This is a genomic window from Agrobacterium sp. RC10-4-1 (genome assembly GCF_014138475.1).
GTDB classification, from domain to species: Bacteria; Pseudomonadota; Alphaproteobacteria; order Rhizobiales; family Rhizobiaceae; genus Agrobacterium; species Agrobacterium pusense.
Map to the genome: position 1 here is coordinate 286,652 of NZ_JACJIT010000007.1, position 23,907 is coordinate 310,558.

Below are 23,907 nucleotides of genomic sequence, written 5' to 3' on the forward strand. Positions count from 1 at the left end.
CGTCAGGCGGCCAGCATCTGTTCGATCTTTTCGCGATTGATGCCCTTTTCGCCGATAATGACCAGTCGGCTGCGGCGCTGCTCGCCCGCTGCCCAGGGGCGGTCGTAATAATGATTGACCCGGCTTCCGACCGCCTGCACCTGCAGACGCATGGGCTTGGCGGAAACTTCGACAAAGCCCTTGATGCGCAGGACGTTTTCAGCCGCAGCCGTTTCGGCAATGCGCGCCGCCAGTGCTTCCGGATCGGCTACGGCCGGCAGGTCGATGACGAAGCTGTCGAAATCGTCGTGCTCATGGTCCAGTTCACCGTCATGGTGGGTGCGGCGGTTTTCGATATCCTCTTCAACGGCAAGACCAAGACCGATCAGCACGGCGGGGTCGATGGCGCCATTGGAGGCCACAACGATCTTCGCCGCCTTCGGCAGATGTTCGAGCACATGCGCCCTCGCCTTGTCGAGGCCGGCTTCATCAAGGAGATCGGCCTTGGTGAGAACGATGAGATCGGCGCAGGCGACCTGGTCCTCGAAAACTTCCTCAACCGGATCATCGTGATCAAGCGCCTCGTCATTGGCCCGCTGAGCAGCGAGCGCCTCCATGTCGTGCGCGACCTTTCCTTCAGCAAGGGCGGCGCCATCCACCACGGCCACGACGGCGTCCACGGTCACGCGGCTCTTGATGGCCGGCCATTGGAAAGCCTGGACCAGCGGCTTAGGCAGGGCAAGACCAGAGGTCTCGATCAGGATATGCTCCACCTTCGGCTGGCGGCTGAGAATTTGTTCGATCGCGGGCTGGAAATCGTCAGCCACCGTGCAGCAGATACAGCCGTTGGCCAGTTCGACGATGTTTTCTTCGGGGCAGCTTTCAATGCCGCAGCCTTTCAGGATTTCGCCGTCGATACCGATATCGCCGAATTCATTGACGATGATTGCGAGCCGCTTGCCGTCCAGCTTTTCCAGAAGACCACGCAACAGCGTCGTTTTTCCCGCCCCCAGAAAACCGGTGACGATGGTGCAGGGAACGCGGTCCAGATGGTTGTTCATGATCTCTCCTCGGTAAAATCGAATGGGGGAATGCGCGCCACCATGCCGCGCTTTAATGGTTCGGGGCGGCCGCGCCAGGGCATCAGGCCATCTGAAGACGCAGAAAGAAGCCGCGCGCCGGTCAGCAGGTCCCCTGCATCGTCGGGTGTCAGCCCGCCAAACACATAGGACCAGCCATTGGCGCTGCGCAGCACGGCACTGAGGCCACGTTTGCAGTTGGCGAGACAATTGACGGAACGGACCGCGATGCCGGACGCTTCCGCCTCTGCGGTGACGGCCTCGGCAAGACGTGAGCCGGCACGTGGCTCGGCACTGGGATCAGCTTCGTCGCGACAGCTTCGGCAAACGAAAACGACCACACCGGACGCCGTTTCATCCTGCGCGTTTCCACCAGCAAATGAAGATGTCGCTGAAATATCCAAACCGTATCGTTCTCGCGCCGAGTCAAATTCTTCGGGGTGCGGATATCGAAAACGGTATGCGCACAGGCACAGACCGGCTGTTCGACGTCATCGACTGACCGGAGCACCCCGCCCGGTAGACGTTTTTCCTGAAGCGGCAGGTCTCCTGGCTTGCGGCTCGATGAGCGCCCGGACACCGCCTTCCCGAACCGTCTCTCTGGTCCAGTGGCTTTACGGTGCGGGCTTGCCGCTTACAGTTGCGGGGGCAGCCACGGAATGACCCGTTTCAGGGTGGAACCGTGTTCCCTCTTAGCTTTTCCCGTTGCCGGGGAAAGACCGTCAGTTCCTTACCCTTAGGCCGAACGGGCTTTGGGGTCAATGCCGCCCCCCGTGGCTCGCGCATTGCCGGGTGCGGCAAATTGGGTATAGTCGCCGCTCCGAAGGGCAGGGATAAGTTCCCGGCTGCTGGAGTGAAGAAGGAATATGCGATGACACGCGACATCAGCGACAACGAAGCCGAGCGCCATCGGCAGAAAATGGTCAACCGCAAGACGGTGCAGGATGCCGAAGTCGCGGCAAAGACCATCGAAAAAGGTCTGCTGATGATCAATACCGGCCCCGGCAAGGGCAAGTCCACGGCCGCCTTCGGCCTTGCGTTGCGTATGCTCGGCATCGGGCGCAGGGTCGGCGTCGTGCAATTCATCAAGGGTGCATGGTCGACCGGCGAACAGCAGGCGCTGGCTCTGTTCGGTGACAAGGTGGTGTGGCGTACCATGGGGGAAGGCTTCACCTGGGATACGCAGGATCTGAAGCGCGATGTTGCCGCTGCCGCGAAGGCGTGGGAAGAAGCCGTGACACTGATGGCTGACCAGACGATCGGCCTGCTGATACTCGACGAACTGAATATCGCATTGCGTTATGATTACCTGCCGCTTGACGAGGTCGTGACGACGCTGGCCAGCCGCCGGCCCGATCTGCACATCATCGTCACCGGCCGCAATGCCAAGCAACCGCTGATCGACGCCGCCGACATGGTGACGGAGATGACGCTGGTAAAGCATCATTTCAAGGCGGGCGTGAAAGCACAGCCAGGGATAGAATTCTGACATGGCCGCACGGGTTCTGATGTTTCAGGGAACCGGCTCGGATGTCGGCAAATCGCTGATGGTGGCCGGTCTAGCCCGCGCCTTCGTCAGGCGCGGCCTATCCGTCATGCCGTTCAAACCACAGAACATGTCGAATAATGCGGCCGTTACCGCCGACGGCGGCGAGATCGGCCGAGCACAGGCGCTGCAGGCGCGGGCCGCTGGCGTACCCCTCTCTGTCCACATGAATCCGGTTCTTCTGAAACCGCAGAGCGAGACCGGGGCACAGGTGGTGGTTCAGGGCAAAATCGCCGGCAATGCCAGGGCAGCCGATTACCAGCACCTGAAAGCCGGGTTGATGCCGCGCGTGCTGGATAGCTTCAACCGCCTGAAACAACAGGCCGATCTGGTGCTGGTGGAGGGGGCGGGCAGCGCATCCGAAATCAATCTGCGTGCCAATGATATCGCCAATATGGGGTTTGCGAGAGCTGCTGACGCGCCTGTGATCCTCATCGGCGATATTGACCGCGGCGGCGTCATCGCCAGCCTTGTCGGTACCAAAGCCGTCCTCGAACCTGACGATGCGGCGATGATCGAAGGTTTCATCGTCAACCGATTTCGCGGTGATCCCGCGTTGTTTTCGGACGGCATGCGGATAATTCAGAAAAGGACAGGCTGGGCCTCGATAGGCCTTCTGCCGCATTTCTCCGATGCCACGAAACTGCCGGCTGAGGACGCGCTCGGTCTTTCCGGCCCGGCTGAGCGAAAACCCGGCGCAAAGATCCGCATCGCCGTGCCGATCCTGCCGCACATTTCCAATTTCGATGATCTCGACCCTCTGGACATGGAGCCGGACGTGGAACTGATCCGCGTGCGGCCGGGCGAGACCATTCCCGCCGATTGCCGGCTGGTTTTGCTGTGCGGTTCAAAATCCACCATTGCCGATCTCGCCGTGCTGAAAGATGCGGGTCTGGACATCGACATAAAGGCGCATGTGCGCCGCGGCGGCTACGTTCTCGGCCTTTGCGGTGGCTACCAGATGCTCGGAAAAACCGTTGCGGATCCTGACGGTATCGAGGGATCACCTGCGACTGTGGACGGGCTCGGCCTGCTTGATGTCGAGACGGTTTTGACGGGTGACAAGCGACTCGTTTCCGTTCAAGGCGTGAGCTTTGATGGTGTTGGTTTATCCGGCTACGAAATGCATGTCGGGGAGACCACGGGAGCAGCAGGCAATCTGGTGTTTTCGACGATCGACGGGCATTACGATGGAAGCATCTCACCCGACGGCCGTGTCTTCGGCACCTATATTCACGGCCTCTTTGCTCATGATAGCCAGCGCGGCGCATGGTTGGAGCGTCTCGGCGGGTGCGGCACCGACCTGAACTATGATGCGCAGGTGGATGCGGTTCTCGACCGTCTGGCTGCGCATATGGAACAGCACCTCGATCTCGACGGGCTGCTGGCTATAGCGCGATAAGGATCGCCAGAAGCCCGAATAGGCCGATCAGCAACAGGTCCGCAATCCGAGCCAGCCGCAACGCCGTGCGAATATCGCCGGCGACCAGCGCAGACCTTCCGCCGTCCCCCATGAAACGCGCTTCGATCATCTGTCCGCCGTAAGAACGCGGTCCGGCAAGCGCAAAACCCAGCGCGCCGGCCAGCGCCGCCTCCGGCCAGCCTGCATTGGGAGAGCGGTGGTGGTGCGCATCGCGACGGATCGCGGCAATGGCCGCTTTTGGCGACGCGCCCTCGACAAAAAATGCGGCGACGACAAACAGGCTGCCGCTCAATCTCGAAGCGGGCAGATTGATGAGATCGTCAAGCCGGGCCGAAGCCCAGCCGAACGCTTCATGGCGAGGCGAACGATGACCGATCATGCTGTCGGCCGTATTGACCGCCTTATAAGCCGCGCCACCTGGCAGGCCCAGAAGCCCCATCCAGACGGCAGGGGCGACGATGCCATCGGAAAAGTTCTCGGCGAGACTTTCGATCGCCGCCCGGCAGATCGCCGCCTCATCCAGCTTTTGCGGGTCGCGGCCGACGATCATCGAGACAGCCTTGCGGCCACCCTCAACTCCTTCACGCTCCAGCGCAGTCGCAACCGCCTCCACATGCTGTTCCAGACTTTTCTGCGCCGGAAGCGAAGCACCGAGGATGGCGACCACCAGAAGTCCGAAGGGCAGGAAAAGCAGAACAGATTGCGCAAACCATGCAAGGATCACCGTCAGCCCGACAAAAACAACCAGCGCCACAACACCCGCGGCCTTGCGCCGTGAAAATGACGCGCTGTCCCGGTTCCATTTTTGGTCCAGCAGCGCGATAAGCGAACCGACCCAGGTGACAGGATGGCCGATATGTTTGAACAGCCAGTCCGGATAACCGGTCAGGCGTTCGATCACGAGCGACAGGAAAGCGAGAGCGAGGAACATGGGCGAGACAATATCAGAAATGGCACAGGCTGCGATCCGCCACGGCGGCAATCTCGGCAGAGCGCGCCTGATGTTTCCAGACGCGTCTGAACCGTGGATCGACCTTTCGACCGGAATCAACCCGCATCCCTATCCGTATTCTGCCATTCCCGCCAGCGCATTCGCTCGCCTGCCGGAGCCCGAGACGGCCGACTATCTGAAACGGCTGGCCGCACTCCATTTCGGCGCACCCTCCGCCCGACATGTCACGCTATCGCCCGGCACCCAGATGCTCATGCCGCTGCTGGCTCAAACCGCACTTGTCCGGGGCGCCAAGAGCGGCGCGGTGCTGTCACCTGCCTACGCGGAACATGCCCGCACCGCACGCATGGCCGGGCTGACCATGAGGGAAGTGGAGCATGTCAGCGACCTGATCGCTCACGACTACGTGGTGGTGGTCAATCCCAACAACCCCGACGGACGGATCATCGATCGCGAAACTCTTTTGCGGCTCGCCGATTCAATACATCGAAACGGCGGCCTGCTGGTGGTGGATGAAGCCTTCATCGAAACCGGAGGCGCCGAGAGCCTTGCGGATAGCGTTGATCGGCACGCTCTGGTCGTCCTTCGTTCCTTCGGCAAATTTTATGGCCTGGCGGGAATCCGGCTTGGTTTTGCAATTGCGCACCCTGATATCGCTGCGGGGTTGGAGGCGAGGCTCGGCCCATGGGCGGTTTCCGGCCCGGCGCTGCACATTGCAACGGAAGCCCTGGCGGATGGAACGTGGCAATCTGCGATGCGGCTGCGTCTCGCGGATGAAGCACGGCGCATGAATTGCCTTTTGGAAAAAGCGGGGCTGAACGGGGTTGGCGGCACGCCTCTGTTCACACTGGTGCGGGACGAGCGTTCCAAGGCCCTGTTCGATCATCTCGGCCGTCTCGGAATACTCGTGCGCATTTTCGATGAAAGGCCGCACGACATCCGTTTCGGCCTTCCGGGTAACGACGCTGAGTGGCAGCGCCTTCAAGCGGCGCTGCTCTCTTTCGATCATCCCTCGAAAGTGTAGGTTTCAATCGACTCCGGCTTCATTTCGATGGAGAAACCCGGCAGTTTCGGCGGCATATAAGCGGCGTTTCTGATATCGCAGGGCTCGATGAAATGCTCGTGTAGGTGATCCACATATTCGATGACGCGACCTTCCTTGGTGCCTGAAACCACCAGATAGTCGATCATCGACAGGTGCTGCACATATTCGCAAAGCCCGACGCCGCCGGCATGCGGCCAGACCGGCAGATTGTATTTGGCGGCAATCAGCAGCACCGCCAGCACTTCGTTGAGGCCACCCATACGGCAGCTGTCGATCTGCACCACATCGATCGCGCCTTCAGCGATGAACTGCTTGAACATGATGCGGTTCTGGCACATTTCGCCCGTCGCCACCTTCACGGAACCAATGGCTGCGCGAATCTTGCGATGGCCGGCGACATCATCCGGGCTGGTCGGTTCTTCGATGAAGAAGGGCTTGGAAAAGGCGAGCTTATTCACCCACTCGATTGCCTGGTCCACTTCCCACACCTGATTGGCATCGATCATCAGATAACGGTCGGGGCCGATCACTTCGCGGGCAATGGCGAGACGGCGAATGTCATCCTCCAGATCACGTCCAACCTTCATCTTCACATGGTTGAAACCGGCATCGATGGCTTCCTGGCAAAGACGGCGCAGCTTGTCGTCGTCATAACCGAGCCAGCCTGCAGAGGTCGTATAGCAGGCGTAACCTTCGCTCTTCAGCGTCTCGATGCGTTCCTTTTTGCCGCTTTCGGCTTTCTTGAGAATTGCGAGCGCCTCGTCCCGGGTCAGCACGTCAGTGAGATAACGGTAATCAACGATATCGGCGATTTCTTCTGCGCTCATATCAGCCACCAGCTGCCACACCGGCTTGCCGGCTTTCTTGGCCAGCAAATCCCACACCGCGTTGACAACGGCGCCGGTGGCGAGATGCATTGCACCCTTGTCGGGGCCGATCCAGCGCAGCTGGCTGTCGCTGGTCAGATGCCGCCAATATTTGCCCGGGTTCTCAGTGACCGTGGCAAGATCGGTGCCGACGACGAGGTGACGCATCGCTTCGATGGCCATGCAGCAAATATCGTTGCCCCGGCCGATGGTGAAGGTCAGCCCGTGGCCTTTAAGACCCGGCTCATCCGTGTCGAGAATGACATAAGCCGCCGAATAATCCGGGTCGGGGTTCATCGCATCGGAGCCGTCCAGGCTCTGGGATGTGGGGAAACGCAGGTCGAAAACACGCAGATCAGTAATTTTTGTCATGGCCGTTTACTCGCGGTCAGTGCCTATGGAATCGTTCAGTCGTGGTGGAAGGTCTCTTCCATCATAGCCCACCACTCGCCGTCCCTGCGGGTTTCGAGCGGTTTCTGGCAGGGAATGGTAAAAGACCACCATTCTTGGTTCTTGGGGCTTGCCGCCATCTTCGCCATATCGGCGCTGAAACCGGTGCCATGATACTCCCAATAGCCAAACAGCAGGTTTTCCGGCTCCCGCAGGAAAATCGTGTAGTTACGGATATTGCAATCGCTGATCAGCGCCAGAATTTCCGGCCAGACGGCGGCATGCAGCCTTTTATACTCCGCGATCATCTCCGGCTTGACGCCTATCACCATTCCCATACGCTGCATGAAAAACTCCGTTACTTTCTGATGGTGGCAAGCGCCGCGCGCAGCTTTGATTGCGGCAGGCTCAATCCCAGCCGGTCCGCTGCGGCAATGACCGGAGCAAAGCGTCGGCGCTTCTTCTCATCGTGATTACCGGCGATATCGGCCAGTCGATGGGCAAGGAAGGGATTGCGTAAACGCTCCCGCAGCACGCCGATATAGGCCTGCGCATCATTTCCCATGCCTTCAGCAATAAAGACCGGCAGAACCTCGTCGCGCCATAACGTTTCCAGATCCGCGACGAGTGCACTGTCGTCCATTGCCTGGCGCACCGTCTCGTCCTTCGCCCGCGCATCCTGCAGCCAGCGTTCCGCCAGATAGGAATGGCCGAGATTGAGCAGGAAAAGCTTCAGCTTTTCATAGTGATCGAGATCGTCCGTCAGCACCACGGCAGGGTGAGTGCAGGGCAGAACAAGCCCGTCCTGCTTTTCGATCGCCCAGAGCGCGTAAGGCTCCGCCACTGCACCTACCGGATCGATAGGCTCGGAAACGATGCGATCGACCAGGCTATTGGCGAAACGGCACTTTTCGTTCAGGTAAAAGGCAAAACCCGCCGGCAATTGCCATTCATCGGCAAGCCGGCGAATGACCTCTTTCAGCTTTTCGCCATTACGCGGCACAAGTTCACAAGGAAAGATGGACACGGGCGCTTCCGGATTGCGCTGAAAACGTTCGAGCAGCAAAATGCAGAGTTTCGCCGGAAAACTCCTCGGGACGGCCGTAAAATCCTCCGTGAGATCTGCGCCATCCGCAGAATCAAGCTCATAACCGCGGTCTCCGGTATTGGACAAGATGACAGCAGCTTCGCAGGCGAGGCGGCGTACTTCCTCCCATTCGGTTGCCGAGGTCAGGGCCCGCGCGACAGCCTTGCCCTCAATTTCCTCATCCACGTTCCGCCCGTCACGGATGCCGCGAATGCGCACGGGGTAGGGCGCGCCACTATTTAGCGCCGCGACACGCTTCAGGCTTTCCGCATTGCCGGTTGTCTGGACAATCGCGATGCGACCAATAGCCTCGTCCTTGTCCAGTGCTTGCGAGACAAAGAGGTCCGCATGCGCAAGAAGAAAGCGGCTGGTACCGAATTGCAGGATGGGCGTCTCGGGCGTCATGCGACCTCCACCATGCCTTTGATGACTCCGGCTTTCGGATCTGTCAGCCCTGCGAACTGCGATGGAACGTCGGCAAGCGCCATACGGTGCGTAATCAGCGCCTCAGGTACTTTCCCTTCCCGCAATGCCTGCAACACGCGTTCGAAATCCTCCGGCGTCGCATTGCGGCTGCCGAGCAGCGTCGTTTCACGTTTGTGGAACTCCGGATCGTTGAAGCTGATATCGCTCGCGACGATGGAAACAAGCACATACGAACCGCCATGGCCGACGAAGGAAAAGCCGCGCTCCATGGCTTTAGGATTACCGGTCGCATCGAAGACCGCATCGAAGAAATCACCGTTGGTAATCTCGGAAAGACGATCTTTGTCGCCGTCCCCAAGCGACACTGTATGGGCGACGCCGAGATGCTCCTTGCAAAAATCCAGCCGGTCGGTACGGCCATCGATCATCGTGACTTCGCCGCCATCGAGAACCGCGAAAACCGCTACCGCCATGCCGATCGGTCCGGCGCCGACGATCAGAACCTTCTGTCCTTTTTCGACGTTGCCACGGCGCACCGCATGCGCGCCGATAGCCAGAAATTCGGTCATCGCCGCCTGGTCGAGGCTCAGCCCTTCAGCCTTCAACACGAATTGCTGCGGCACGTTCAGATATTCCACCATTCCGCCGTCACGATGAACGCCGAGCACGCCGATATTGCGGCAGCAATTGCTCTTGACCTTAAGGCAGGCGCTACATTTTCCGCAAGAAATATACGGAATGATGGTAACAACGTCGCCGACGGACAGATGGCTGCCCTGCGGCGCCTCTTCAACCGTACCGGAGAGCTCATGGCCCATGATCCGCGGATAAGAGAGGTAGGGCTGATTGCCGGTGAAGATGTGGAGATCCGTACCGCAAACCCCGATGCGACGGACGCGCACCAGCACCTCACCTTCGCCACGCACAGGTTTAGGCAGATCCTTGGCGCTGAGTTGACCGGGAGTGTCGCAGAAAATCGCCAGCATGGATCACCTGTGGGAAAGGGAGTAAAAACGAATGGCGTTACCGCCGAAGACTGCCGCATGGTCCGCTGCCGGCACGATATCGCGACAGAAGTCCAGCCATTCCTGATAATCGCCCGCCAGTCGCAAAACCGGCCAGTCGCTGCCGAAAATCACCCGGTCTGCGCCGAACAGCTCCAGAATGGTTTCGGCATAGGGCCGCACTGCTTCCGGTCGCTGATCGCCGCGCTCGGTCAGGAGGCCGGAGAGCTTGCAATGGACATTGGGAAGAGCCGCCAAAGCGCCCATATCCTTGCGCCAGGCGCTGTAGTGGCCGGTCGCAATCAGCGGCTTGGCACCATGGTCGATGACAACAGGCAATTGCGGGTGACGCCGGGCAAACGCGAGGAGATGCGGCAGATTGGGCGGCAGGACCAGCGCATCGAACGCCAGGCCGTGGTTCACCAACGCCGCCACGGCGGGATCGAGCAGCGGATCATCGATCCATGCCACGTCTTCCATGCCCTGCAGCATCGGGCGCACGGCTTTGAACGCCCGATGTTTTGCCCGGCGGGCGATTTCCGTTGCAGCATCGGGAGACTTCATGTCCACCCAGCCGACCACACCTTTGATGAAATCTGTTTCTTCCGCCAGCGCCAGCATGAAATCCGTATCAGCAGCCGTCTCCATCGTCTGAACCAGCACGGTGCCGGAAATTCCGGCCGCGGCCAGCAATGGCGATAGATCCGCTGGAAGAAAATCCCGGTAGATGGCGGCGAGCGACGGCGGCGGCCACTGGCCGGCACGGTCCTTCATTAACCAGAAATGCTGGTGGGCGTCGATAAGCATTGCCTCAGGCCTTTCCGCCCGGCACCGGCGCACCTTCGGCGATCAGACCGCGTCTGTGCAGTTCCGCCCAGAACTCATCCGGAATAGATTGTTCGAACCATTCGATATTGGAAGCGAGCTGCTGCGCATTCCGCGCGCCCGAGACGACGGTGACCGAAGCCGGATGGGCCAGCGGAAATTGCAATGCAGCCGCCTGCAGCGACACACCGACTTCTTCGCAGACACCCTGCAGCGCATCAACCCGCGTAAGGATATCGGCAGGCGCATCGGCATAATTGAATTTGCGGTTGCCCGCGAGAATGCCGGAATTGAAAGCACCGGCGACAACGATGCCGACACCGCTTTCGGCGCAGCGGTTCATGAAAGCAAGGCTCTGCTGCTCCAGCAGCGTATAGCGGCCGGCAAGCATGGCGACGTCGATGTCAAAGACATCCATGGCGTCGTTGACAATTTCCCACTCGTTGACGCCAAGGCCGATAGCGCCAGTTGAACCTTCCTCACGCAGCTTGCCAAGCGCCCGGAAGCCGCCGCCAGCGGTCAGCTGCTCCCAGTAATGCTGGTGCTTTTCGCCATGTGTGTAGGAGCCGATATCGTGCACATAAAGAATATCCGGCTTCAGAACGCCGAGCCTCTGCTGGCTGGCCTCGAAAGAGCGTAGAATGCCATCATAGGAATAATCATAGAACGGGCGGAAGGGTAGCGGCGCAATATAGGCATCCTCTTTGGGGCCGACGGTCTCATCGGGAACCATGACGCGACCGACCTTGGTGCTCAGCGAATATTCGCTCCGGTCATGCTCCGTCACCATGGTCCCCAGGCGACGCTCCGACCGCGTATATCCATAAAACGGCGCGGTATCGAAATAACGCATGCCGCTTTCCCATGCCTTGTCAAACGCACCCTTGGACTCTTCATAGGGCGTAACGCGGTAGAGATTGCCCATCTGGGCGCAACCGAGACCCATGACGGTAACGTCGACGGCGCGGCGCGGCAATTTACGTGTATCGGAGACTTTCATCGCGGAGACTTTCCAGCTTGCCTTTGGAAAGACGCGCCGCCGGTGAAGCGGCGCGTCATCGCTTGATCAGTAAAGAACGTTCTTTGCTTCCGGCTTTTCGATATTGTCCTTGGTGACAACAACGACGCCGGTGTCGACGAACTTCTCGACCTTTTCCTTGTTGATGAGCTTGGTGACGGTTTCGACGCCCTTTTCACCCATCTGATAGGAGCCCTGAACCACGATTCCGGCGAGCGTGCCGTCCTTCACGAAGTTCTGCAGATCCTGGTTGCCGTCGAAGCCGATGGCGACGACCTTGCCGGCCTTGCCTGACTGGGCGAGCGCACGGCCAACGCCGATGGCCGTCGGCTCATTGGCGCCGAAAATGCCCTTCAGGTCCGAATTGGCGGCCAGAACGTCGGTCGTCTGGTTCAGCGCGGTCGCCATCTGCGACTGCGAGTAGAACGGGCCGACGATCTTCAGGTTTGAGTTCATCTGGATGTAATCGGTGAAACCGCCGACACGGCCGATTTCAGAACCAGCCCCGGCGACATAGGACATGACGGCGATCTTGCCTTCCTTGCCCACCTTGTCGATCAACGCCTGCGCTGCCAGTTCGCCGGCTTTCTTGTTATCGGTCGCGAGGAACGACTGGTAATATTGCTCAGAGCCCTTGGCGAGCTGCGAGTCGATGAGAACGACGGGGATACGGGCTTCCCAGGCCTTCTTGACAGCAGGCACCAGCGCGTCCGGATCGGAAGGTGCAAGCACGATGCCGGCGACCTTACGGTTGATGGCGTTCTCAACCATGTTAACCTGGTCGGCAATGGCCGATTCCGCAGCCGGACCCTGGAAGGTCATGGTGTTGCCTGAAGAATTCTTCATGGCCGCATCGGCGCCCTTCTGGACGTTCTGCCAGAAAGTCGAATTGACGGTCTTGACGATGACGGCGATTTCACCGGCCTGCACGGTGGAAACGCTCCACAGCGCGATTGCGGATGTCAGAAGGGCAGTCGCAATTTTTTTCATTTCTTCCTCCGTGATGTCGGCATACCGGGCCTCCCCTGCCGATCTTTTTTGCGGAAAGGGTCCGCAGCCCTTTGATCAGCGGCGGTTGCGCAACTGGTCTATCCAGACGGTGACCAGAATGACGAGGCCGATGATGATCTGTTGCGTGAAGGCAGAGACGCCATTCATATTAAGACCGTTGCGCAGGATGCCGATGACGAAGGCGCCGATGGCCGTGCCTGAAATCGTGCCCACGCCGCCGATCAGCGATGTGCCGCCGATAACCGCGCTGGCAATGGCATCCAGCTCATACATCACACCTTCGTTAGGCTGGGCGGTAACGAGGCGCGACATCAAAACGCAGCCCGTCAACCCGGCAAGCGTACCGGAGAGGATGTATGTGAAGTTGGTGACGCGGGCGACGTTGACGCCGGAAAGACGTGCGGCGTCTGCATTGGAACCCACGGCATAGATGTGGCGGCCGAGGATCGAGCGGTTGAGCATGAAGGACACCGCAAGCGCAATCACCACCATCAGGATGACAGGGTAGGGAATGCCTGGAAATACGACATTCGGAAAGCCGTCATCACCGATATTGACGATGCGGAAAAGGGCGCCGTTGCCAAGTTCGCCGAAGGATTCGCCAAGGCCGGACACGGCGCGCGCACCGGTGATCTGCAATGCCACACCGCGGGCAATCAGCATCATGCCGAGCGTGGCGATGAAGGGCGGCAGCTTGAAGCGCGTGACCAGCAGCCCGTTGATCAGCCCGCAGAGCGAACCCGTCAGAATGCCGAGCAACATGCCGACCGGCACCGGCATGCCGAGTTCCTTCACCGCAAGAGCGGCAACGACCCCTGCAAGAGCCAGCACCGAACCGACGGAAAGGTCGATGCCGCCGGTGATGATGACACAGGTGGCGCCAATGCCGAGCAGAGCGATGGACGTGACCTGCAACGCGATCGTCATGCCGTTATTGACGGTAAAAAAGGCGCTGCTGGTGGCGGAGAACACCGCGACAAGGGCGAACAGGCTGCCGAGCGCGGCAAATTTCTGGATGATGTCCTTCTGGCGATCGCTGACAGCGAAGCCCTTTTTGGGTTCTGCAATATTGGCCATGTCGTTCCTCACTGCGCGGCCCGGCCGTAACCGGACGCATACCGCATGATTTCTTCCTGATTGGTCTTGGCGGTTTCGAGCACGCCCGTGATCCGGCCCTGGTGGAAAACCGCGATGCGGTCCGTCAGCCCCAGAATTTCCGGCAGTTCCGAACTGATGAGAATGACACCGATGCCCTGAGCGGCCAGCTCATCCATGATCTTGTAGATCGCGAATTTCGCACCGACATCGATGCCACGTGTAGGCTCATCGAAGAACAGGATACGGGATTGGCGGAACAACCACTTGCCGATGATGATCTTTTGCTGATTCCCCCCCGATAGCAGGCGCACCGTCTGCTCGATGGAAGGCGTGCGGATATTCAAGAGGTCGACGTATCGCTTGGTGACCTCGTCGTGTTTCCTGAAGTCGATCAGCCCAAAACGGTTGGAAAGTTCGCCGAGATTGGCGAGCGTCGTATTGGCCGCTACCGACATCTTGATGGCGAGGCCGTCGCTTTTCCGGTCTTCCGAGAGATAGGCGATGCCTTCTTCAATCGCATCCTGCGGTGAGCTGATCGAAAGCTCGCGCCCATTGAAGGTGATCTTGCCGGCATCGAGCGGGTCCGCCCCAAAAATCGCCCGCGCGACTTCCGTTCGACCTGCGCCCATAAGGCCGGCAAAACCCAGGATTTCGCCGCGCCGAAGCGAAAAACTGACATCGCTGAACACGCCGTTGCGGGTCAGCCCATCGACGGAGAAGATGATATCGTCCGTCGGGCGCGACGTGCGCTCGGGAAATTTATCCTCCAGCGGACGCCCGACCATACGCGTGACGATGTCATCAACGGTGATGGAGGCGAAGTCGTCGGTCGAAATATAACGTCCGTCGCGCAAGACCGTCACACGATCGACGATCTCGGCCATTTCGTCGAGACGGTGAGAAATATAGACGATACCGACACCGGAAGCCTTGAGGTCTCTGATGACCTTGAAGAGAAGGCGGGTTTCCTGCTCAGTCAGAGAAGAAGTCGGCTCATCCATGATGAGCACTTCAGCATCAAGAGAGAGCGCCTTGGCGATTTCCACCATCTGGCATTGGGCGACGGAGAGGCCGCGCACGATCTGATCCGGATCGATATCGACACCCAGCCGGTCGAGACAGCGCTTGGCATCGAGGCGTAGCTTCTTGCGGTCAACCAGGAAACCGCGACGCGGTTCGCGCGCAAGATAGATGTTTTCGGCGACAGAAAGATGCGGAACGAGATTGAGTTCCTGGTGGATGATGGCGATGCCGGCAGCTTCGGACTCGAGCGGGGAGGCGTATTGCACCTTCACGCCCTTGTGCAGGATGGTGCCATCACTTGGCTGGTACACACCGCTGATGATTTTCATCAGCGTCGATTTTCCCGCCCCGTTCTCACCACAGACAGCATGCACCTCGCCGCTGCGCAGATCGAAATGCACATTCGACAAGGCTTTGACGCCCGGGAATTCCTTGCTGATATTTTCGAGACGCAGAAGGGCCGAACGCTCCGCGCGCGCCATCTCCTCAGGCGAGTACTCGCCCCGAATTGTCGATGCGCCCTGCGACATCTGGAAACCTCCCACCCGTATCCCCGCTCCACCGGGGTCATGAACAGGTCAAATGGTTAGGCCGGTTTTTTAAAATGGTCAAGCCAATTAGCTGACAATTTGCGAATCCGGACTCATAGCGAAAATTTCATATCTAAACTGCTTCGGTAAAAAACATGTAATTTCAAGTATTTAAGTAATTTCTTGCGTATTGATACGCTTGGCGCTACGGTAAGGCCAAATATGAACTTCGGACAGGACTTGTCGTAAAACTCATGAGTGGTCAGGCCAAAATAGCGGAGCCGCGCAGGCTTTATCAGCAGATTGCGGACCAGATACGCGAACTCATCGATCTGGGTGAATTCCTGCCCGGTACGCGGCTTCCCGCTGAGCGGGAACTGGCTCAGAAGCTCGGTGTATCGAGGCCTTCGTTGCGCGAGGCTCTGATTGCGCTTGAAATCGACAACACAGTGGAAATTCGTATGGGTTCCGGCGTCTATGTTTCGGCGGAAGCGCTGCAGACGACCCACCATACCAAATCGCTTGGCGACAGCCCCTCCGAACTGATGCAGGCGCGCGCCGCATTGGAGGGTGCCACCATCGTGCTGGCGGCAAGCCGGATGACCGATGAAGCGATCGCGACCCTGCGCCAGATACTCAATACCATGCAGAGGGAAATAGAGGCCGGTCGCAAGCCGCTGGATCAGGACCGGCTGTTTCACGTCACAATAGCCGAGCAATCCGGTAACAGCGTTTTAGCCCGAATGGTGGCCAACCTTTTCGATGAGCGCCATAGCCCCATTTCGGCCCAGCTCCGCGTGAAGTTTGAAGACCGCGATACCTGGACCCATGCTCTTCAGGAACACGAGGCCATTCTCGCCGCGCTTGAACTGAAAGACCCGCTGTTGGCGCAGGCCGCCATGCATACCCATCTGGAAGGTTCTAAGAGACGCTGGGTCGAAAACTGACCCAGGAACATAGCAGACAATATACCGGGAGGAGGAACATCCGTGAGTGAGAATTCCGAGGCAACCATTTTGCTGAACGCCAACGACAACGTTGCGGTGGCGCGTCGGTCCATCCCGGCGGGCGGCGCGACGGGCAGGGGCGATCTGGCGGCGCTGGAGTTGATTGGGCGCGGGCACAAGGTGGCCCTTAAATTCATCAGATCCGGAGATGAGGTGCTGAAATACGGGCAGGTGATTGGCATCGCCACCCAGGACATCGAACCTGGCCGGCACGTGCACCTGCACAATCTTGCCATGGTGCCTTCCGAACACGCGCATCAGTTCAGCGTCGACATTGAGGAGAAGGGCATGGTGCCGGAAGCCGAGCGCCGTACCTTCATGGGATATGACCGTGGCCTCGGCGGTGTCGGAACGAGAAACTATATCGGCGTCATCGCTTCTGTGAACTGTTCCGCCACGGTGTCGCGCTATATCGCCGATTATTTCAACAAGCAGGGCGGCCTTGATGGTTTCGACAACGTCGATGGCGTCGTGGCGCTGACCCACGGCGGCGGCTGCGCGCTGAATACAAAATCGGAAGGCTACCGTCTGCTGATCCGCACCATTCAGGGCTATGCCCGCCATCCCAATTTTGGTGGCATCCTGTTGATCGGCTTGGGCTGTGAGACCAACCAGATCGCGCCTATCCTCGAACATTACAAAATGGAGGAGGGCGACCGGCTGCGCACCATGACAATCCAGCAGCATGGCGGCACCCGCAAAACGATCGACGCGGCAATTGCCGAGATTAAGGCCATGCTGCCGATGGTCAATGCCGCACGCCGTACGGAACAGCCTCTTTCAAAGCTGAAAGTGGCGCTGGAATGCGGCGGTTCCGACGGATACTCCGGCATTTCCGCCAACCCGGCCCTCGGATATGCCTCCGACCTCATCGTCCGCAATGGCGGCACCACAGTTCTCTCCGAAACGCCGGAGATTTACGGCGCCGAACATCTTTTGACCAAGCGCGCCATCACCCCTGCCGTCGCCGAAAAGCTTTTGCAGCGTATCGACTGGTGGCGGGATTACACGGCTCGTAACGGCGATGAACTCAACAACAACCCCTCTCACGGCAACAAGCTTGGCGGCCTGACAACCATTCTGGAGAAATCGCTGGGCGCGGTCGCTAAGGGCGGATCCATGCCGTTGAAGGCGGTGTACGAATTTGCGGAGACAGTAACGGAGCAGGGTTTCGTCTTCATGGACACACCCGGTTACGACCCTGTCGCCGTGACAGGGCAGGTTGCTGGCGGCTGTAACGTCATCTGTTTCACCACCGGCCGCGGCTCGGTTTCCGGCTTCAAGCCTGCACCATGCATCAAGATCGCCACAAATTCCGAAATGTATGAACACATGAAGGAAGATATGGATTTGAACTGCGGCGAGATCGTTACCGGGAACGAAACAATCGAACAATCCGGCGAAAGAATTTTCGAACACATCATAGCGGTGGCCTCCGGCAACAAGACTGTCAGCGAGATCTACGACTATGGCGATAATGAATTCGTGCCCTGGCAGGTCGGCGCAGTGACCTGAGCCCTCACGCCACTGTCCCACGTGAAACAAAAAAGGCCCGAAGAGCGATTCTTCGGGCCTTGTTCATTTCTGATCATATTGCGCTTAATGGCGGAAGTGACGCATGCCAGTAAAGACCATCGCAACATCGTGCTCATTGGCAGCGTCGATCACTTCCTGATCGCGCATGGAACCGCCGGGCTGAATAACGGCAGTCGCGCCAGCGGCAATCGCCGCAAGCAGGCCATCGGCAAAGGGATAAAAGGCTTCCGAGGCGACGGCAGAGCCACGGGTCAGCGGTTCAGCCAGACCGAGAGCCCTGGCGGCATCTTCGGCCTTCTGAGCCGCGATACGGGCTGAGTCGACACGGCTCATCTGGCCGGCGCCGATACCCGCTGTCTGGCCGTCCTTGGCGTAGATGACGGCGTTGGATTTCACGTGCTTGGCGATCTTGAAGGCAAACTTCATGTCTTCAAGTTCCTGCGCCGTCGGCGCGCGCTTGGTGACGACCTTGAGATCCAGATCTTCGACCATGCCATTATCGCGACTTTGGACCAGAAGGCCGCCCGAAACCGTCTTTGCGGTAATGCCGGCCGCGCGCGGGTCAGGCAGGCTGCCGGCTGCCAGAAGTCGCAGGTTAGGTTTGCGGGCAATGATCGATTTTGCTTCTTCTGTAACATCAGGTGCGATGATGACTTCAGTGAAAAGCTTGACGATCTCTTCCGCCGTTTCCGCATCAAGCGTGCGGTTGAGAGCGATGACGCCGCCGAAGGCCGAGACGGAATCGCATGCCAGCGCTCGCCGGTAGGCTTCTGCAAGCGTCGGACCGGTCGCGACGCCACAGGGATTGGCGTGCTTGATGATTGCAACGGCCGGCGCATTTTCCGGCAGGAACTCCGCAACCAGTTCGTAGGCGGCGTCGGTGTCGTTGATATTATTGTAGGACAGTTGCTTGCCCTGAAGAAGCGTCGCTGTTGCCACGCCAGGCCGCTTTTCTCCGGTCAGATAAAAACCGGCGCTCTGGTGCGGGTTTTCGCCATAACGCATCTTTTCCTTCAGCACGCCGCCAATGGCGCGGTAGTCAGGGGTTTCGATAGCGAGCGCCTCGGCAAACCAGTTGGAAATCATTGCGTCATAAGCAGCCGTGCGGGCATAGGCCTTGGCGGCGAAGCGCTGGCGCAGCGCATAGCTTGTCTGTCCGTCATCGGCCTGCAGGGCTTCAACCAGATCAGGATAATCGGACGGATCGGTCACCACGGTCACATAGGCATGATTCTTCGCCGATGCCCGGATCATGGCCGGACCACCAATATCAATGTTTTCCACCGTGGTCGGATAATCGCCGCCCTTGGCGCGAACGTCCTCGAACGGATAAAGATTGATGACAGAAAGATCGATGGCCTCAATACCGTGAGCCTTCATCGCATCCACATGTTCGGCATCATCCCGGATTGCCAGAAGCCCACCATGCACGTTGGGATGCAGGGTCTTGACGCGGCCATCCATGATCTCGGGAAAATTGGTGACCTCGGAGACATCCGTCACCGGCAGACCGGCATCGGCAATAGCCTTTGCCGTTCCGCCCGTCGAGAGCAGCTTGACGCCGAGTTTGGACAGAACTGTCGCCAGCTCGATAATGTCGGTCTTGTCGGACACGGAGAGCAGCGCCGTGCGAATTTTGACCTTGTCGGGAGCGGGAATTTTTTTGGATACGACGGCCATCGAATATACTCCGTTAAACGGGGAGGACAGGCTGGAACGGGTTTTCCAGCGATTGCCGCCGCGTTAACACAGCTTACCGCAAGAATAAACAGCGGGGACGTCGAAGGATAAAAACTAGGGTATTTTTGCCGAATCCAGGGGGAAAGGCTCAGGCCTGCCGCTCGATAAGCCAACGAATCTCCCGCGTGTTGGCGAGATTGAACGGTAGCTCGATCTGCTGCGATGGCCGCATGCCGGACGCATCGGCCATGAACACGTCCTCGGTCACGAAAAGCTCCAACCCCGGTGCCGTCAACAGCCAGGTGGTTCCGTCCGCGGCCTCAAGATAAATTGACTCATCATCCCGCTGGTGCAGCTGGATATGGGGGTGGATGTGGAAACGCGAAACCGCCGAGACCGACTGGGTCTGCGCGTTTGCGGCATTATGATCGGCCCTTAGCAGGTCACGACCCTTTATCTTGGTGCCAGCGGCATTCAGCTCCATCTCCCGTTCGTGATAACAGCCGAAGTTGTGAAGATATCCGTCATGCGCCGCCCACAGGACATCATTGCCGTTTGCGCCCGTTTCGCGCCGGCTATCGACCTGGCTGACACCGGAAACCATGATCGGTCCGAGCAATCTGGATCGCGACAGTCTGCATGAAGACGTGTCGGCGAGCGTGACGGTGGAATGAGCAGCGGTCGATCGGCTAGCCCGTTGATATTCAGGCGCCGCGTTTCGCGGAAACCCGGAATTGACGATGAAGCGGTTTTTTCCGCATGACATCTCGAAAGAGAGGCAGCCCGAATGCGCGTTACGTGAAAGCTCGGCCGAGCCAGGATAGCCCGTATCCACGATAACCACCGTCTCGCCCGCGGCAAGGCGGTGATAATTCACATCCGGCAACACCTTTGAAGGCCGGCCCGCTGTCTCATCATAACGGAGCACCGAAACAAGCTCATTGGCAAGCGTGGCCGTCGCGCCGTTGAACAAGGCGAGATCGCCGCCCTGGTGCCGAAAAAACCGTATCGCCGGAAACATGCGGTCTATCGCAGGAACCAGCCCGGACGGCAGGTCATGGCCGAGATTGATATAGCTTTGTCGGAGGGGCAGAAGGTCGAGCAGCAGATCCAGCATCACGCGCGGATTGCGGGAGACATGCCCGCCATCAGGCAGGATCTGCCGCTCCATTTCCTGAGCCAGCTTCATTCCGTGCCGCGCGATCCGCGACATCCGGGTGGGCATGGCGATAGAAGCCATGGCAAGCGCGATCCTGATCCGCAGTCTCACCTCCCCATCCGGCGCGTGCCTGACGATTTTCTCGAGGTAGCGCACGTGAAAGACCAGGCTTTTCAGAAACCGGCGATAAAACCCCGCATCTGCTTCGTACAGGACCACGGGCGAGTGGGAAAGCCAGGCGATCAATCTCTGCGCCGCGATTTCCGGAGCCCACGCAACCCCCGCAAGCTTTTTGCCATGGATGGCCATCCACTCGGCGACGATACGGCGGGCCTTCCTGCATGCCTCGCTCGATCTGTCGGAACGGATGTGGCGCAGCCAGCTAAACGCATGCAGCCGCTCTTCAAAAACAAGCGAAGGATATTCCACCTGAAAAGGCGAGTGGCCACCGGTTTCCATGACACGGCCGGCAAGCGCGATACGGCCGCGCAGCAACTCCTCGGCAAAATAGGGATCGATTGCCCGAAGATCCGTCGGTGCCGCAACCAGCCCCTCCGGCGCACGATTAGCAAAACGTGAAACATGCAGACGTAGCGGCGTGAGGCCGACACACAGATGGCGATACGCCATCCGCGAAAGAAGACCGGCGGCATTCATGCTGCCTGCAAAGGACCCTAACAAGCTGTGTTTCCCGTTTCACATGTTTTGTTTTTATCAGTGAACCGTGATGACCGGAACGTTATCGACAATTATCCAATGATTCGCGAAAGCTTGGCTTTTTTCTACTTCTTACGCAAGACACTGCTAAAAAACCCATCGACCCCCCCGAACATGTCGGGCGTGGTGCGAAAGTCACCCTCGGCGTTGATCGCCGCTTCCATTCCCGGCCAATCCTCACGGTGGACGGCGAGACGTTCTACATCGGGATTTTCCGCCAGGACTTCGGCAATCATCGCCTCACCTTCGGAAGGATCGAGCGAGCAATTGGAAAACACCACAATACCGCCTGGTGCAACCAGCGTCAGCGCGTGCCGCAACATCTGGCCCTGCAGGGCAGCCAGCTTGGCAATATCGGCCTCGTCCTTCGTCCAGCAAACATCGGGATGTTTGCGCAATGTCCCGGTTGAAGAGCAGGGTGCGTCGAGAAGAACAGCGTCAAAAAGCTGCTCCGGCTGATACTTCAACATATTGACCTCAACCGTTTCAGCCTGAAGGCCAAGCCGGTCGAGATTTTCCCTCAGGCGACGAAGACGATTGCCAGACTGATCCAGCGCCGTCACTTTCGCACCCGCAAGTGCAAGCTGGGCCGTCTTGCCGCCCGGAGCGGCGCAGAGATCGGCAACACGCTTGCCTGAGATATCTCCGAGTAATCGCACGGGCATGCTGGCCGCAAGATCCTGCACCCACCAGGCACCTTCCGCAAAACCTTCAAGAGAAGGTATCTGGCCTTCAAATTCACCCAGGCGCACGCTGCCATTCGGCATGACGGTTCCGCCCAGCTTCTCAGCCCAGAGGGCAGGATCGGCCTTGACGGTGAGGTCGATGGAAGAAGGTGTGAGCTGCGCGTCAGAGATGCGTTGCGCCACCTCATGCCCATAGGCCGAAACCAGCCTTGCGTAGAACCAGTCCGGCAGGACCGACACACCGGCGACGGCCTTTTCGATTTCGGCCTTCTCACGACCCAGCCGTCGCAGAACCGCGTTGACCAGCTTTACGAAGCGCCGGTTGCGTGGATCACGATGCGCCTGCTCGACAGCGAGATCGACGGCCGAGTGATCCGGGACATCAAGGTAGAGCATCTGCGCTGCGCCAACGACGAGAATGTGGTGCAATGACCGCGCACCCTGTGGCAACGGGCCATCCAGCAGCATTGACAGCGCCGTTTCAATCCGAGGGAGGTGACGAAGCGCGCTATTGACGATGGCTCTCACCAGCGCTCTGTCCGCGGGCGACAGCGCACGATAAACGGAATTGCCATTTTCGCTGTCCAGCATACCGTCCAGCGAGGTTTTCTTTTCCAGAACGGCGGCCAATATGCGGGCGGCAGCTATGCGCGCAGGAAGACCGGGTTTGTCTTGGAAAGACGAAGGGCCGTCTTCACGGCCCCTGCCTTGCGCCAACCTCGGTTTTTTGGACCGTGACGGCTTATTTTGAATATCTGATGTCAAGACCAAGGTCCCTTGCGCTCATTTTCATTGCCCCGTCCCCAGCCTGTCTTGGGAACCGAACCCGATTTGCGCTGAGGTCTATCACCCGATGGCGGCGGCGTCGATCCTCGCGGGGAAAACTCCTGTGCCATCGCATGCAATGCCGCCACCCGGTTTTCCGTATTCGGGTGCGTGGAGAAAAGATTGTCCATACGTTCACCCGAGAGCGGGTTGATGATGAACATATGCGCTGTTGCGGGATTGCGCTCCGCGTCGTCATTGTGGATACGCTGCGCCATGCCGGAAATTTTTTGCAACGCCGATGCAAGCCAGAGAGGATTGCCACAGATTTCAGCGCCACGCCGGTCGGCGGAATATTCGCGTGTCCGGCTGATCGCCATCTGGACCAGCATTGCGGCAAGCGGTGCGACGATCATCGCAACCAGGACGCCGATGAATCCGAGAGGGTTATTATTGTTTTCCCGATTGCCGCCAAAGAAGAACGCGAAATTGCCGAGCATGGAAATCGCACCCGCCAGCGTAGCGGTAATTGTCATTGTCAGCGTATCCCGGTTTTGCACATGCGCCAGTTCATGTGCCATCACACCTGCCACTTCCTCGGGCGTCAAACGCTCCAGCAGACCCGTTGAAGCAGCAACAGCGGCGTTTTGCGGGTTCCTTCCCGTCGCAAAGGCGTTTGGCTGCGGGCTGTCATAAATATAGACTTTCGGCATGGGCAGGCCGGCATTATGTGAGAGATCGCGGATCATGTGGAAGAACTCAGGCGCATTCGCCTCATCGATTTCCCGGGCATGATAGGCCGAGAGAACCATCTTATCTGAATTCCAGTAGGAAAAAAGATTCATGCCGGCAGCCATGACGAGAGCAATCATCATGCCGCCCTTGCCCCCGATCAGAAAACCGACGCCCATGAACAATGCCGTCATGAAGGCCAGAAGCATTGCCGTGCGCATCATGTTCATCCGCTGAAATCTCCCTGTCGTGGCCGGAATTCTCATCGCCGGATTATTCCGGGGTTTAAAAAATCCCTATGGGTATATAATCTGGGAAACGGC

At 58.9% G+C, this 23,907-nt stretch carries 21 protein-coding genes and 1 riboswitch; of the genes, 5 read left to right on the forward strand and 16 right to left on the reverse strand.

The genetic code is table 11. From position 1 onward, the window contains the following. Positions 1-2 precede the first annotated feature (2 nt). Entirely contained in the window at positions 3-1,040 is a 1,038-nt protein-coding gene (cobW, locus tag FHW77_RS20065) for a cobalamin biosynthesis protein CobW (RefSeq protein ID WP_004444173.1), read from the reverse strand. After that, on the reverse strand, positions 1,037-1,462 hold the full coding sequence (locus FHW77_RS20070; protein ID WP_004444176.1) for a DUF1636 family protein: 426 nt from the start codon (positions 1,460-1,462) through the stop codon (positions 1,037-1,039). The genes cobW and FHW77_RS20070 overlap by 4 nt, the downstream gene beginning before the upstream one ends. A gap of 118 nt (positions 1,463-1,580) precedes the next feature. After that, a riboswitch (cobalamin riboswitch) is annotated at positions 1,581-1,797 on the reverse strand. Positions 1,798-1,929: 132 nt separating this feature from the next. Between FHW77_RS20070 and cobO the strand changes: the two genes are divergently transcribed. Further along, positions 1,930-2,547, forward strand: coding sequence for a cob(I)yrinic acid a,c-diamide adenosyltransferase (gene cobO, locus FHW77_RS20075; RefSeq protein ID WP_004444179.1), 618 nt, complete (start codon positions 1,930-1,932; stop codon positions 2,545-2,547). A gap of 1 nt (position 2,548) precedes the next feature. Then, a complete protein-coding gene (locus FHW77_RS20080) occupies positions 2,549-4,006 on the forward strand; it encodes a cobyric acid synthase (protein ID WP_004444181.1) in 1,458 nt (485 codons plus the stop codon). Here FHW77_RS20080 and cbiB read toward each other — a convergent pair. Continuing rightward, positions 3,993-4,958: an adenosylcobinamide-phosphate synthase CbiB gene (gene cbiB, locus FHW77_RS20085; protein WP_034500015.1), complete on the reverse strand. Its 966-nt coding sequence runs from the start codon at positions 4,956-4,958 to the stop codon at positions 3,993-3,995. The two genes, FHW77_RS20080 and cbiB, sit on opposite strands and share 14 nt — an antisense overlap. Here cbiB and cobD point away from each other — a divergent pair. Continuing rightward, positions 4,957-6,003, forward strand: a complete 1,047-nt coding sequence (cobD, locus tag FHW77_RS20090) for a threonine-phosphate decarboxylase CobD (protein WP_034500013.1) — start codon at positions 4,957-4,959, stop codon at positions 6,001-6,003. The genes cbiB and cobD overlap by 2 nt on opposite strands. On the opposite strand, the gene FHW77_RS20095 is transcribed toward cobD, so the two are convergent. The 9 genes from FHW77_RS20095 to FHW77_RS20135 form a co-directional block, all read right to left on the reverse strand. Further along, complete coding sequence (locus FHW77_RS20095) at positions 5,985-7,262, reverse strand: L-fuconate dehydratase (RefSeq protein WP_004444186.1); 1,278 nt, start codon at positions 7,260-7,262, stop codon at positions 5,985-5,987. The genes cobD and FHW77_RS20095 overlap by 19 nt on opposite strands. A 35-nt stretch (positions 7,263-7,297) precedes the next feature. Then, the gene (locus FHW77_RS20100) at positions 7,298-7,627 is read right to left on the reverse strand and encodes an L-rhamnose mutarotase (protein WP_034500010.1); all 330 of its coding nucleotides are present in this window, start codon (positions 7,625-7,627) and stop codon (positions 7,298-7,300) included. A gap of 11 nt (positions 7,628-7,638) precedes the next feature. After that, the gene (locus FHW77_RS20105) at positions 7,639-8,772 is read right to left on the reverse strand and encodes a mannitol dehydrogenase family protein (protein ID WP_004444190.1); all 1,134 of its coding nucleotides are present in this window, start codon (positions 8,770-8,772) and stop codon (positions 7,639-7,641) included. Continuing rightward, positions 8,769-9,779: a zinc-binding alcohol dehydrogenase family protein gene (locus FHW77_RS20110; RefSeq protein WP_004444192.1), complete on the reverse strand. Its 1,011-nt coding sequence runs from the start codon at positions 9,777-9,779 to the stop codon at positions 8,769-8,771. The genes FHW77_RS20105 and FHW77_RS20110 overlap by 4 nt, the downstream gene beginning before the upstream one ends. A 3-nt stretch (positions 9,780-9,782) precedes the next feature. Next, entirely contained in the window at positions 9,783-10,604 is an 822-nt protein-coding gene (locus tag FHW77_RS20115) for an amidohydrolase family protein (RefSeq protein WP_004444194.1), read from the reverse strand. A gap of 4 nt (positions 10,605-10,608) precedes the next feature. Next, positions 10,609-11,622 carry an aldo/keto reductase gene (locus FHW77_RS20120; protein WP_004444199.1) on the reverse strand — a complete coding sequence of 338 codons (1,014 nt, stop codon included), beginning with the start codon at positions 11,620-11,622 and terminating at the stop codon, positions 10,609-10,611. Positions 11,623-11,688: 66 nt separating this feature from the next. Next, positions 11,689-12,630: an ABC transporter substrate-binding protein gene (locus FHW77_RS20125; RefSeq protein ID WP_004444202.1), complete on the reverse strand. Its 942-nt coding sequence runs from the start codon at positions 12,628-12,630 to the stop codon at positions 11,689-11,691. Positions 12,631-12,705: 75 nt separating this feature from the next. Then, positions 12,706-13,728 carry an ABC transporter permease gene (locus FHW77_RS20130; protein WP_004444206.1) on the reverse strand — a complete coding sequence of 341 codons (1,023 nt, stop codon included), beginning with the start codon at positions 13,726-13,728 and terminating at the stop codon, positions 12,706-12,708. 8 nt (positions 13,729-13,736) lie between these two features. After that, a complete protein-coding gene (locus FHW77_RS20135; RefSeq protein ID WP_004444209.1) occupies positions 13,737-15,302 on the reverse strand; it encodes a sugar ABC transporter ATP-binding protein in 1,566 nt (521 codons plus the stop codon). Positions 15,303-15,556: 254 nt separating this feature from the next. On the opposite strand from FHW77_RS20135, the gene FHW77_RS20140 reads away from it, so the two are divergent. Beyond that, the gene (locus tag FHW77_RS20140; protein ID WP_004444212.1) at positions 15,557-16,249 is read left to right on the forward strand and encodes a FadR/GntR family transcriptional regulator; all 693 of its coding nucleotides are present in this window, start codon (positions 15,557-15,559) and stop codon (positions 16,247-16,249) included. A 42-nt stretch (positions 16,250-16,291) separates the two neighbouring features. Further along, the gene (locus FHW77_RS20145; protein WP_004444214.1) at positions 16,292-17,824 is read left to right on the forward strand and encodes a UxaA family hydrolase; all 1,533 of its coding nucleotides are present in this window, start codon (positions 16,292-16,294) and stop codon (positions 17,822-17,824) included. Between the two features lie 84 nt (positions 17,825-17,908). Here FHW77_RS20145 and purH read toward each other — a convergent pair whose 3' ends face one another. The 4 genes from purH to htpX form a co-directional block, all read right to left on the reverse strand. Beyond that, on the reverse strand, positions 17,909-19,525 hold the full coding sequence (gene purH, locus FHW77_RS20150) for a bifunctional phosphoribosylaminoimidazolecarboxamide formyltransferase/IMP cyclohydrolase (protein ID WP_004444216.1): 1,617 nt from the start codon (positions 19,523-19,525) through the stop codon (positions 17,909-17,911). A gap of 148 nt (positions 19,526-19,673) precedes the next feature. Continuing rightward, positions 19,674-21,341 carry a heparinase II/III family protein gene (locus tag FHW77_RS20155; protein WP_034500007.1) on the reverse strand — a complete coding sequence of 556 codons (1,668 nt, stop codon included), beginning with the start codon at positions 21,339-21,341 and terminating at the stop codon, positions 19,674-19,676. A 125-nt stretch (positions 21,342-21,466) separates the two neighbouring features. Beyond that, positions 21,467-22,852, reverse strand: a complete 1,386-nt coding sequence (locus tag FHW77_RS20160) for an RsmB/NOP family class I SAM-dependent RNA methyltransferase (protein WP_004444221.1) — start codon at positions 22,850-22,852, stop codon at positions 21,467-21,469. Next, on the reverse strand, positions 22,849-23,814 hold the full coding sequence (gene htpX / locus FHW77_RS20165; RefSeq protein ID WP_004444222.1) for a zinc metalloprotease HtpX: 966 nt from the start codon (positions 23,812-23,814) through the stop codon (positions 22,849-22,851). The genes FHW77_RS20160 and htpX overlap by 4 nt, the downstream gene beginning before the upstream one ends. Positions 23,815-23,907 lie beyond the last annotated feature (93 nt).

What these genes read in the sequence shown, in the direction of transcription:
- FHW77_RS20120 (WP_004444199.1), bottom strand. Translation starts at nt 11,622, where the DNA reads ATGAAAGTCTCCGATACACGTAAATTGCCGCGCCGCGCCGTCGACGTT.
- FHW77_RS20140 (WP_004444212.1), top strand. Translation starts at nt 15,557, where the DNA reads ATGAGTGGTCAGGCCAAAATAGCGGAGCCGCGCAGGCTTTATCAGCAG.
- cobW (WP_004444173.1), bottom strand. Translation starts at nt 1,040, where the DNA reads ATGAACAACCATCTGGACCGCGTTCCCTGCACCATCGTCACCGGTTTT.
- FHW77_RS20095 (WP_004444186.1), bottom strand. Translation starts at nt 7,262, where the DNA reads ATGACAAAAATTACTGATCTGCGTGTTTTCGACCTGCGTTTCCCCACA.
- FHW77_RS20130 (WP_004444206.1), bottom strand. Translation starts at nt 13,728, where the DNA reads ATGGCCAATATTGCAGAACCCAAAAAGGGCTTCGCTGTCAGCGATCGC.
- FHW77_RS20100 (WP_034500010.1), bottom strand. Translation starts at nt 7,627, where the DNA reads ATGCAGCGTATGGGAATGGTGATAGGCGTCAAGCCGGAGATGATCGCG.
- FHW77_RS20125 (WP_004444202.1), bottom strand. Translation starts at nt 12,630, where the DNA reads ATGAAAAAAATTGCGACTGCCCTTCTGACATCCGCAATCGCGCTGTGG.
- cbiB (WP_034500015.1), bottom strand. Translation starts at nt 4,958, where the DNA reads ATGTTCCTCGCTCTCGCTTTCCTGTCGCTCGTGATCGAACGCCTGACC.
- FHW77_RS20080 (WP_004444181.1), top strand. Translation starts at nt 2,549, where the DNA reads ATGGCCGCACGGGTTCTGATGTTTCAGGGAACCGGCTCGGATGTCGGC.
- FHW77_RS20105 (WP_004444190.1), bottom strand. Translation starts at nt 8,772, where the DNA reads ATGACGCCCGAGACGCCCATCCTGCAATTCGGTACCAGCCGCTTTCTT.
- cobO (WP_004444179.1), top strand. Translation starts at nt 1,930, where the DNA reads ATGACACGCGACATCAGCGACAACGAAGCCGAGCGCCATCGGCAGAAA.
- FHW77_RS20155 (WP_034500007.1), bottom strand. Translation starts at nt 21,341, where the DNA reads ATGAATGCCGCCGGTCTTCTTTCGCGGATGGCGTATCGCCATCTGTGT.
- htpX (WP_004444222.1), bottom strand. Translation starts at nt 23,814, where the DNA reads ATGAACATGATGCGCACGGCAATGCTTCTGGCCTTCATGACGGCATTG.
- FHW77_RS20115 (WP_004444194.1), bottom strand. Translation starts at nt 10,604, where the DNA reads ATGCTTATCGACGCCCACCAGCATTTCTGGTTAATGAAGGACCGTGCC.
- cobD (WP_034500013.1), top strand. Translation starts at nt 4,957, where the DNA reads ATGGGCGAGACAATATCAGAAATGGCACAGGCTGCGATCCGCCACGGC.
- FHW77_RS20135 (WP_004444209.1), bottom strand. Translation starts at nt 15,302, where the DNA reads ATGTCGCAGGGCGCATCGACAATTCGGGGCGAGTACTCGCCTGAGGAG.
- FHW77_RS20110 (WP_004444192.1), bottom strand. Translation starts at nt 9,779, where the DNA reads ATGCTGGCGATTTTCTGCGACACTCCCGGTCAACTCAGCGCCAAGGAT.
- purH (WP_004444216.1), bottom strand. Translation starts at nt 19,525, where the DNA reads ATGGCCGTCGTATCCAAAAAAATTCCCGCTCCCGACAAGGTCAAAATT.